The following is a 9,422-nucleotide window of genomic DNA, read 5'->3' as shown; positions in this document are numbered from 1 at the left end:
AAACTTTTGATTTAATTTAGATACACCGCCTAAGCGGTCGATAATCATATTTGTAGCAGTATTATCGCTAATAGTCATCATCTTGGTTGCAGTTTGCAAGAGACTAACCTTAGTTCCCACTCGTTGATACTGCATATTTCCAGAACCGCCAGTGACATGTTTCCGTCGCATCACCAAAGTTTCGCCTAGTTTGATTCTCCCTGCATCTACTTCCTGAAATAAAGCAATCAAAATCGGATACTTAATTGTGCTAGCGGCTGAAAAAGCTTTATCACCATTAAAACTAAAATAATCCCCTGTTTCTAAGTTCATAAAAAAGATTCCGGGAGTGAGGAATCTATAGCGAGCCATTAATGCTTTAATAGGAGTTTTTAGTTCTAATATCTCGCGTCCTAGAGGAACTACACCAGTGAATTTAGAAGCATTTATTGGGTTGACAGGATCGCTTAGAGGAACCGGAGGAATAAATTTAAGTTTTGGTAGTTGTAAATTAGATTGATTTGCACTCCAGTCATTTACGTTGCCAATTTGATTCGTATTAGGATTCGCTTTTACTGGGGACGATAGTAAAAGAATACTTATAAGGCTTAGTAAAAACCAGCGTAGTTTCATGTAGTGCTGTGAAGATAGTGTTGGATTTATTTACAGAGATTTTCCGAAAAAGTTAATCAAATCCGGATTGATTGACATAATAATCACTAAAATATCTCATGTCAAGAGATATTAATAAGATATTCTCTGGGATATTGTAAACAAGAATTTTTATAAAAAATTACAACCTAGAATATAGAACAATACGCTTGGTTTAACGCCAAAAACCTTAAACTGCGTAGGTTGGGGCAGCCCTGCGCCCTTGCGTTTCCCGACTTGTTCGCGCAGCGTCTCCCCTTGGGAGAAGCAAGTGGCGTTTGAGGACCGAAACCCAACATTTTCGTGGCTTTGTTGGGTTGCGCTTTGCTTAACTGAACTGTATTGAAATATAGAAAATATGCTTATATTACATCAACTCATTATGTAATTCTATAAGTACTAATAAATTATGATTGCGGTTTTAATTTTGCTAGCAAGGATTTATACATATAGGACTAATATTTGATTTCTGAAAAAGCTCGGTACAACTCGAAAAGCCTAATTCCTTATTCCCTACTCCCTACTCCCCACTCCCCGCCTACGTAAATAATTTCAAAAATCAAATACGATTCCTATATTTAGTTTGTCTAAATTATCTTGCAGTAAAGGATAAACTATCTTCTTATCAGCAGAACTATGTGAGGTTTTTACCAATATTTCCAATAATAAATCTATAACTTCTTCTATCATGATTAATTTGCCGATAGTTAGTTAATATAAATGGTTTTTCTCTGTACACAAAAATAAAACTTATAACAATAATTCCAATATTTTTGTTAATTTATCCAGCACTTCCTCAGCTAAATCCAACAGATCAATTTCATCAATTTCATCACTAGTTCCGTATAAAGAATGTCAATTATATTATTCCTTTAAAAGAATATCATATAGAAATAAGTGAGTGCAACTTAGGTAAATAAAAATGGTGCGCTATGGCTTTGCCTAACGCACCCGACTGTTGAATAGTGAATAGTACTTACTAGCTCAACTGTTCAAACTTAAATTTCCCTTTAATAAACTTGTTAAAGTATTGACCTTTAGACGGTGCATTGTCTAAGTCTTCCTTGACACTGGGAGGTACTTTGAAATACTCGTAAACACTTCCACTATCAAATTCAATAGTTAGTGTTTGAGTTTTTGGCTCATAGGTAAATTGCTTAATAACGCTGCCTTCGGGCTTGAGTAGGGGGAAGGCGATCGCATCCCGAATACTGGCACAATCAGTTAATAACATTACCAACCGATCAATCCCAATCCCTAAACCACCCGTAGGCGGCATACCGTATTCTAAAGCTGTCAAAAAGTCTTCATCTACACCTTGGGCTTCTAAGTCGCCAGCAGCTTTTCTTTGGGCTTGGGCTTCTAGGCGTTCTCTTTGATCGATAGGATCGGTAAGTTCTGAGAAGCTGTTGCCAGTTTCTCGTCCTACGATAAATAACTCAAATCTTTCCACCAAGCCAGCTTGAGAACGGTGAGGTTTTGCTAGAGGCGAAATTTCTACTGGGTAATCAATTACAAAGGTAGGTTGAATTAAATTAGCTTCTACCTTCTCTTCAAAAGCTAAATTCAGTAACTTACCAATTGATTTTGCTTCATCTACACCAGGAATCCCAGCATTTTTACTTGCTGTTTTTGCTTCTTCCAAAGTTTGGAACGAATTAAAATCCAAGCCTGTAAATTCTTTAACTAAATCGTGCATTGTCACTCGCCGCCAAGGTGGTGTTAAATCTATAGGTTCCCCTTGGTAAGTGATTTGCAATGTGCCGAGTACCTCTTGGGCGACAGTGGTAATAATCCCCTCAGTCAACGCCATCATATCATTGTAATCGGCGTAGGCTTGGTAAATTTCAATCATCGTAAATTCCGGATTGTGTCGAGTCGAAATTCCTTCATTGCGGAAAATTCGCCCTACTTCAAACACCTTTTCAAAACCACCCACAATCAACCGTTTCAGATAGAGTTCGGTCGCAATTCGCAGATACAACTCCATTTCTAAAGTGTTGTGGTAGGTGATAAATGGACGTGCATCTGCACCTCCAGTCTCACTTTGCAAAACTGGCGTTTCAATTTCCAGAAAATCTAGTTCTTCCAAATAACGACGAATCCCGGCAGTGATTTGGGCGCGACGGCGGAAAGTCTGCCGCACTTCCGGGTTAACAATCAAGTCAACGTAGCGCTGACGGTAGCGCTTGGCAACATCCGTTAATCCATGCCACTTGTCGGGTAGGGGCAACAGGGATTTAGTCAGGATAGTATATTGTTTAACGTAGACAGATAACTCGCCCTTTTCAGTCCGTTTAATAGTACCTTTAACTCCCAGGATATCGCCTGCATCTGTGAGTTGTTTTAAGTGATTGAAGGCATCAGCATCAATATCTGCCATGCCTTCTTGGATGCGATTTTTATCCAAATAAAGCTGAATTGTGCCAGTTTCATCTTGTAAAGTGAAGAAAGCCAGTTTACCAAAAACGCGACGCGCCATAATGCGTCCAGCGATCGCAACTTCTAAATCAACTTCTTCACCACTGGCTAAATCGGCAAACTTTTCTTGCAACTGCGCTGCATGATGGGTAGATTCCCAACGATAGGCGTAGGGATTAGTCCCTAGCTGCTTGAGTTGTTCTACTTTCTCCAGCCTTGCGGCCCGGATATCTTCTTCCGACATGGTAACGAACTTTCAGGGGGCAAGATTAATTATAAATGCTGCAATCAAGTAGGGCGATTATCTGCAATCTTTACAAATTTCAGATTTGGTGTCGCCATCAAACACTACCAAAAATTTCCCATCCGGGATTAAGCGTTTAATAACCTGCAAATACCCATCAGCATCCGATTGTGTTCGGAAACGAGCCACAACAACTCGTTGCATGTTGGCAAGCAAACGCACAACTAACCACCTATTGAGATTCTCTCGATAGGGCATAATAGATAAGTCTCCATTGAGTTTGGAGCAACAGCCAGTGCCGAACTTTCCACGGGACGCACTGGCTTTTTGCTTTAGTCAAATCTTATCAGGAAAAGAAACAAAAATAGCTAAATATTTTATTATATCAGACTTAGCTGAATTTGAAACAAATATGAAACAAAAATGTGCCAAAACTGTTTCTAAATTGCAAAATAGGGCAAGATTAATTTATAGATGTTACAAAAGTTAGCAGTGAAAGATACTTGTCCTTGAGGGTGCGTGCGTAGGCGTAGCCCGCCGGAGGCATCGCTAAAGGAAATACACAATGACACAAACTAGAGTCCGCCTGTGGACTGTAAACGAATATCACCGGATGTTTGAAACGGGTATTATTACAGCCGACGAACGGGTGGAACTGATTGATGGACAAGTTATCCCCATGAGTGCCAAAAATCCTTCACACGCAGCAACAACTCTATGTGCATCTGATTATTTTAAGCGATCACTAGCAGAAATTGCCTTAGTTCGGGTGCAAGATCCCATTCAGTTAAGCCAATATTCGGAACCTGAACCAGATATTGCCGTTGTCCGCATTGATGCGCGAAAGTACATTAATCATCATCCTGCACCCAATGAAATCTTTTTATTGATTGAGGTAGCAGATACAACGCTAGACACGGATCGCAAACAGAAAGCACCTTTATATGCTAAGGCAGGAATTGCTGATTACTGGATTTTGGATGTGAATCAGCGTCAGGTTTATGTTTTCCGCGAACCGAGTTTGGAAGGCTACAATCTTAAATTTATTTTGCCGGAGGATGCAACGTTATCCTTGATTGCATTTCCAGAAATTGAAATCCAGATTAGTCAACTGTTTCCATAAGTTAGATAACAGAATTTGAGTATGACGGTCTTTTAACTTTTAAATAAAAAGTGCGATCGCTTGATCGCACTTTTTATTTAAAAGGCTGTTATAGAACAATACGCTTGGGTTAAGGATAATCGTAGGTTGGCTTGAACGAACGCGAATTTATGTTAAGCGAAGTCGAAACACAGCGTCCCGTAGGGAAGTGAAACCCAACAAGCCCGCGAAAATGTTGGGTTTCGTTCCTCAAACGCCACTTGCTTCAAGTCGGCAGAGCCGCCCAACGCAGTGGCTCCCCAACCTACGCAGTTTAAGGTTTTTGACGCTAACCCAAGCGTATTGTGTCATAGAAAATATGATTGATATCTTCTATGACAAAGGCTCAAAATTTTCTTTTACAAGTAAAACCTTTATTTTTGTTCTATTTTTAGCGAATGCCTAGATGAAATAGCCTTCATTTTCAAGTTAGTAAATTGCACGATCGCCTTTACAAAATCTTGCTGTTCTGGTTGCAAATGCAGTTTTTCTAGGGCTTGATTGATATTATTACCAGCCCGGAGATTGTGATTAAGTTGGGCACGTTGCGATGTGTTTAAGACTGCCTCAATTTCCCTGTTTCTTCTCTGACGCACAGCCTGGAGTTCTTGGCGTTGTAAGGGAGTCAGGTTAATCTGCGACGAGGTGGAGTAGCTAGCAGTTTTGGTAGTTTGGGCGGAAATGACACCAGAAGTAGTATGGAGTTGAACGGGTGCAGCTAAGGCAATTCCCGGCATGTAAAGGACAAGAGCTAGAATAGCAGCGAACACAGAAAGCCGTTTTGTCAAGTAAATTGCCATATTCAGAAATGCCTACATCTAATTTAATGCTGAGATATAGTTAAGCAATTTTCAAGCCTTAATTTTAAATCTTGAATTTATCCACCCCCAGGAGGATGGTAGTTCAGCTAAAAAATATTATCTGCTTTAAGGGAATCCAAAAAAACTAGAATGGCAAACTTAAGTGAATTATTTTTGTGAAAATCCAGACCCAAATTCAAGTTTGTACAAAATCATAACTTAATTGCTCATTTCTGTTAATCTGTCAATGCGTAAGTCCTGGTAAAATTTGGTTGCAGGAATTCCTAACAACCAGAGAAGTATCAGAAAATGAAAAAAATAACTAAAACCCTTGTAACTACCTTGGCATTTTATCTATGCTTTGGTGGAGTGGCACAGGCTCGTAGCATTACTAGCATAAGTCCGCCTACGGGGCCTGGTCAGGGCGATATCTTGTGTACACAAGTTCAAACTCCTGTCAATACGCTATTTCCAAATAACGACAACAGCACAGTTGCAAGCCAGAATCAGATTCTTAACTTCCCTGGCTTATCTTGTACCCCCAAAACTTTTCAAGTCATCGCGCCGATTGACACTCAATTGTTCGTTGAACCTTCAGGAGGGACAACAGAGTATTTCTTTACCGAAACTGCTGTAAATAATACTAGCTCTACTTGGGACGGCTTTAGTTTTAAGATTGGCTTTGGAGTTAATGATAACTTCGCACCGCCTGAGTTAATTCTTGTCGCCCCTGGAACTGTAATTCCAGATTTCGACTTCAACGGTTCAAACTCTGACCCTCAGCCTACCTCGTCTAAATTCACGCAAGTTATCCAGGACGGCTCTTTTGGTATTGAATGGTCTGGGGGATTTGTCGCTCCTGGCGAATCCGTGGATTTCACGTTTTCTGTTGATGTTGGCGATAATTTAAACGCAAACAATTCTTCTGGTTCCTTTACAATTCGTCAACTTCCTATTGCTGAGTCTATTCCTGAACCCGCTTCCACAAGTGGTCTTCTCGCTCTATTAGGCGTACTAGGCTCAAGTTTAGCTCTCAAACACAAAAATAGAATATAGCCCTAATCACATAGGTTAGGATAGTGTTGATTGCTCAAAGGCTTGAAAAAACTGGGTTTTTACTCAGCACTGGCTTAACGCCCCGCTATCCATGTACAGCACTCAGCACTTTGCTATAAATGAGGGGTAGTTTTACAGAGACTGCAACTTAAGACAAAGTATGTGCTAAAAGATATAGTGCATTAGGCAAATCTAACGCACTATATATAACTTCACTCAGCACTCAAAACTACTCAGACCTTTTCATTCTGTCGATTTCCCGTTGTAATTCTTCAATTTGACGGCGTAAAGTTTCTGTTTCATTGGTGGAAGATTCTGCTGCAACATTTACTGATCCGGAAGCAGGCGATCGCTGATAATTTCCTCGGCGAATTTGCTGGTATTCTTCGGATATTGCCCACGCCCGTAAGTAATGCAAGCGTTCCACTGGGAAAGGATGGCTTAATAGCGTACCCTGAGCGCCATTATAAAGCAAAAATTTATACAACTGATTTAGTCCATCTTCATCAAGTGCCTGATAATTTTCTGACTGCTTGATAAACTCTTGTAAACTACATTCATTGGCATATTTGTTACTACCGCCAGAGAGTTTCATCATCGTTGACATCACCGGATTCAAGTCATCCATCACTAGTAGTGCAGCGCGATCTGACGATAACTCGGCTTTACGCCGCCACTCAAAAAAGGCGTAAATCAAGCCTTGTGTGACAATATTACCGATGCCGAAGGTCAATTCTCCCAAGGCGGAAGCAGCACTCATCGCCCACATCGCCATTTGAATTAAAATAGTATGACCACATTTAATATGCCCCAGTTCATGGGCTAGCACCGCCCGAATCTCGGCTTCGTCTAGTAAGTCTAATATACCTGTATTTATGACTATGTAAGGATTCTCTTGCCCCAGCGCATAGCTATTTGCTTGGGGATTTTGCAAGACAAACAGTGTCGGTTCTGGATAAATGTCCAAATCTCGGACGCATTCCCGAAACATCTGGTAAATAGTGGAATATTGACGCGGCCCGACTTGGATGGTGTTACCCATTAGATAGACTAACTGAGGGCGTTCGTAGATAAATTCCACAAATTTACGAGCGATTAAATCAAATCCTGGTAAATTTCGTAAAGCTTGCTCGGCTTGGCGATCTAGTGGATGCCTGAAGGCTTCGCTGGAAATTCCTGTGTAAGTTGGCATAATTCAGGGTATTGGTGATTAGTCATTGGTCATTGGTCATTGGTCATTAGTCATTAGTCATTAGTCATTGGTCATTAGTCATTAGCAAAGGACAAAGGACAACTGACAAAGGACAAATGACAAATGACAAATAACAAAGGACAACATAATAGAAATGGGGCTTTGTTCGTAAAAGTCACTTTGTATGGAATTAAAAGCGTGTGATTGAGGCAGAAGTTCATTTTTCATTACATAACTTTTTGCGATCGCAGGCGGGGTTCCCTTCCTGGCCCCATCATTTGACGATGGCACGGTTGGTAGCACGCGCCTTGCGCCTGGGACGTAGCGCCCTAATTCAAGTAGGGGCGGTTTGTGGCTATCAAGGGCGATATCGTACTAGTTTCGTAGCATCAGCCCTGATGTGGCATGGCCCAGTAATTATTGTTGCTCAAGAAGCGGTGCAGCAACTTCTGCTGCGGGTGGAAATTCCCCGTCTACAACAGTGGCTACCAGCCAACAAAGCGATTAGGACAGGTGATGCTTGGCCTAGTGCCCAGTTCCAAGGGCTACTGTTAACCTCGCCAGAAGCCTGGTTAAAAGGACAATTTACTGGTGGCTCCTGCTTTCCCCAAGGCATCCCCACAATTATTGATGGGGTAGATGATCTCGAAGATTGGGTGCGCGATCAACTTACCCAAGATATTCAACCCCATGATTGGGAACAACTCATGCTGGCTTGCCCAAATCAAGCTGAGGCAATTCGTGAAGCACAGATACAACTGACACACGAACTTTTTCAGCATCCTGTCAATCCATATCAGTGTTATCTAATTTCCCAGCCAGAAATAGAAATTTTAAGCCGTCTCTATTTAGCTTTAGATCAAGCCAACCTCCCAGATAATTGGAAACAATTCTGGCAACAATTTCAAACTCTTGATGAAAATCTTCCCCCCCCTGCCTCCCCTGCTCCCTCATCTCCCCCTGCTCCCCCCGCCCTCTTCTGGGCGACTATTGCCCATCGACAAGGTTTATTTTCTTTGCACTATGCGCCAATGGAGTTAGGAGAAATCCTCTCACCCTTATGGCGGCGACAACCAGTAGTTTTAATTGGCAGCGCTATCGAACCGGAAACTGAGGCTCCTCTTTTCCGACAGCGCCTTGGTTTGGAAGATTTAACTTGCCTGAAGTTCTCTGCGGATCAAGCAGAAGCAATTCAACTGTATGTACCTTATAAGTTGCCCCTACCTAACACGCCAGAATTTCAAGCAGCATTTATTCACAAAGTCCGCACACTGGTTTGTCTAAGTGCTACAGCACCAGGATTAACGGTTGTCTTAGTGGGAGATGTACCACTCAAGTCTCAAGTTGCAACAATTCTGGCTTCAGAATTTGGTTCGCGGGTACAAGTAGAAAAAACTTGTTTAGATGAAAATGGTATTTTGATTAGCGGTTGGGAATTTTGGCGAGAACATCAGCAAGTCTTGCCAGCACCCCATCTGTTAATAATTGCTACTTTACCTTTACCATCTTTAGAAAATCCGCTAGTAGCTGGTAGGGTAGCTCGTTATAAGCGATCGCATCAAGATTGGTTTCGTTTATATTTGTTGCCAACAGCTTTGAATGAATTACAAAGAGCGATCGCTCCAGTCCGAGAAAGTCAAGGTATTGTTGCTTTACTTGATAGTCGTGTGGTTAACCGCAGCTACGGCGCTCAAATTCTCGCAGCTTTAAGTCCTTTGGCCCGCATTAACTATCTCGATCCCAATCTGTTTTCTAACACTAGTGAAGAAAATTCTGCCTAAAGTAATTTGTCACTCAATTTACATTTTATGAAGGTAATGCTATTCGTCCCCTCTCTATAGCTATGATTCCTGGCAAGATAAATTTAGAACCTAAGTAAAATTTAAGTTGCTGATTATGGGTGAAGCAAAGCGTCGTAAAACCGCACTAGGGGAAACA

9 protein-coding genes are annotated in these 9,422 nt (G+C 41.3%); 3 read left to right on the top strand and 6 right to left on the bottom strand.

Annotated elements, in window-relative coordinates; translation table 11 throughout:
* The 4 genes from LC574_RS12555 to LC574_RS12540 form a co-directional block, all read right to left on the bottom strand.
* Positions 1 to 612, bottom strand: a 612-nt coding sequence (locus LC574_RS12555) for a serine hydrolase (RefSeq protein WP_229453828.1), incomplete at its 3' end; no start/stop codon positions are given.
* A gap of 570 nt (positions 613 to 1,182) precedes the next feature.
* The gene (locus tag LC574_RS12550) at positions 1,183 to 1,320 is read right to left on the bottom strand and encodes a hypothetical protein (RefSeq protein WP_229453827.1); all 138 of its coding nucleotides are present in this window, start codon (positions 1,318 to 1,320) and stop codon (positions 1,183 to 1,185) included.
* Between the two features lie 289 nt (positions 1,321 to 1,609).
* Positions 1,610 to 3,295 carry a lysine--tRNA ligase gene (gene lysS / locus LC574_RS12545; RefSeq protein WP_229453826.1) on the bottom strand — a complete coding sequence of 562 codons (1,686 nt, stop codon included), beginning with the start codon at positions 3,293 to 3,295 and terminating at the stop codon, positions 1,610 to 1,612.
* A gap of 57 nt (positions 3,296 to 3,352) precedes the next feature.
* Positions 3,353 to 3,553 (bottom strand): hypothetical protein, encoded by a 201-nt coding sequence (locus LC574_RS12540; protein WP_229453825.1) that lies wholly within the window; start codon positions 3,551 to 3,553, stop codon positions 3,353 to 3,355.
* A gap of 307 nt (positions 3,554 to 3,860) precedes the next feature.
* Between LC574_RS12540 and LC574_RS12535 the strand changes: the two genes are divergently transcribed.
* Positions 3,861 to 4,418 (top strand): Uma2 family endonuclease, encoded by a 558-nt coding sequence (locus tag LC574_RS12535; RefSeq protein WP_229453824.1) that lies wholly within the window; start codon positions 3,861 to 3,863, stop codon positions 4,416 to 4,418.
* A gap of 392 nt (positions 4,419 to 4,810) precedes the next feature.
* Here the strand turns inward: LC574_RS12535 and LC574_RS12530 are convergent, their stop codons facing one another.
* A complete protein-coding gene (locus LC574_RS12530; protein WP_229453823.1) occupies positions 4,811 to 5,236 on the bottom strand; it encodes a hypothetical protein in 426 nt (141 codons plus the stop codon).
* Between the two features lie 309 nt (positions 5,237 to 5,545).
* Here LC574_RS12530 and LC574_RS12525 point away from each other — a divergent pair, with 309 nt between their 5' ends.
* Positions 5,546 to 6,292, top strand: a complete 747-nt coding sequence (locus tag LC574_RS12525) for a PEP-CTERM sorting domain-containing protein (RefSeq protein ID WP_229453822.1) — start codon at positions 5,546 to 5,548, stop codon at positions 6,290 to 6,292.
* 229 nt (positions 6,293 to 6,521) lie between these two features.
* Here the strand turns inward: LC574_RS12525 and LC574_RS12520 are convergent, their stop codons facing one another.
* Complete coding sequence (locus LC574_RS12520; protein WP_229453821.1) at positions 6,522 to 7,484, bottom strand: M48 family metallopeptidase; 963 nt, start codon at positions 7,482 to 7,484, stop codon at positions 6,522 to 6,524.
* Positions 7,485 to 7,684: 200 nt separating this feature from the next.
* On the opposite strand from LC574_RS12520, the gene LC574_RS12515 reads away from it, so the two are divergent.
* Entirely contained in the window at positions 7,685 to 9,265 is a 1,581-nt protein-coding gene (locus LC574_RS12515; protein WP_229453820.1) for an ATP-dependent DNA helicase, read from the top strand.
* The last annotated feature ends 157 nt before the right edge of the window (positions 9,266 to 9,422 follow it).

The sequence above is a fragment of the Nostoc sp. CHAB 5715 genome, assembly GCF_020829685.1.
Lineage (GTDB): Bacteria > Cyanobacteriota > Cyanobacteriia > Cyanobacteriales > Nostocaceae > Nostoc.
The sequence above is the reverse complement of the archived record's forward strand: the minus strand, read 5'-3'. Positions and strand labels throughout refer to the sequence as shown.

Excerpts from the sequence above, each read along its gene's own strand:
- LC574_RS12550 (WP_229453827.1), bottom strand. The coding sequence starts at position 1,320 with ATGATAGAAGAAGTTATAGATTTATTATTGGAAATATTGGTAAAAACC.
- lysS (WP_229453826.1), bottom strand. The coding sequence starts at position 3,295 with ATGTCGGAAGAAGATATCCGGGCCGCAAGGCTGGAGAAAGTAGAACAA.
- LC574_RS12540 (WP_229453825.1), bottom strand. The coding sequence starts at position 3,553 with ATGCCCTATCGAGAGAATCTCAATAGGTGGTTAGTTGTGCGTTTGCTT.
- LC574_RS12535 (WP_229453824.1), top strand. The coding sequence starts at position 3,861 with ATGACACAAACTAGAGTCCGCCTGTGGACTGTAAACGAATATCACCGG.
- LC574_RS12530 (WP_229453823.1), bottom strand. The coding sequence starts at position 5,236 with ATGGCAATTTACTTGACAAAACGGCTTTCTGTGTTCGCTGCTATTCTA.
- LC574_RS12525 (WP_229453822.1), top strand. The coding sequence starts at position 5,546 with ATGAAAAAAATAACTAAAACCCTTGTAACTACCTTGGCATTTTATCTA.
- LC574_RS12520 (WP_229453821.1), bottom strand. The coding sequence starts at position 7,484 with ATGCCAACTTACACAGGAATTTCCAGCGAAGCCTTCAGGCATCCACTA.